This window comes from Clostridium sp. KLE 1755, assembly GCF_000466465.2.
GTDB classification, from domain to species: Bacteria; Bacillota; Clostridia; order Lachnospirales; family Lachnospiraceae; genus Eisenbergiella; species Eisenbergiella porci.
On sequence record NZ_KE992774.1, the window covers coordinates 1 to 279 of the forward strand.

A 279-nucleotide genomic window follows, 5' to 3' on the forward strand; every position below is an offset into this window, starting at 1 on the left:
AGTAAGAAACATCACCGTTTTTTCCAATGGAGCCGCTCCCTTCCCCCACCTCCCCGCCCTGCCGTAGCTCTCCCAACCTCCCGCCGCCTCCGTGAAACAGAAGAAAGGAACCGGGCCGGATGCGCTTATCCCTGAATACAGCGACATTTGTTGAAAAAAGAATAATGAAACAAGTTAAAACCCCATAAAATAAAATTACCTCCCTCCAGTCCTTTTTCTTTTTCTTCTATATAAAATACAGAAGCGTGCGGCGCCCTTTTCGTTACCTGCCGGCCCGGA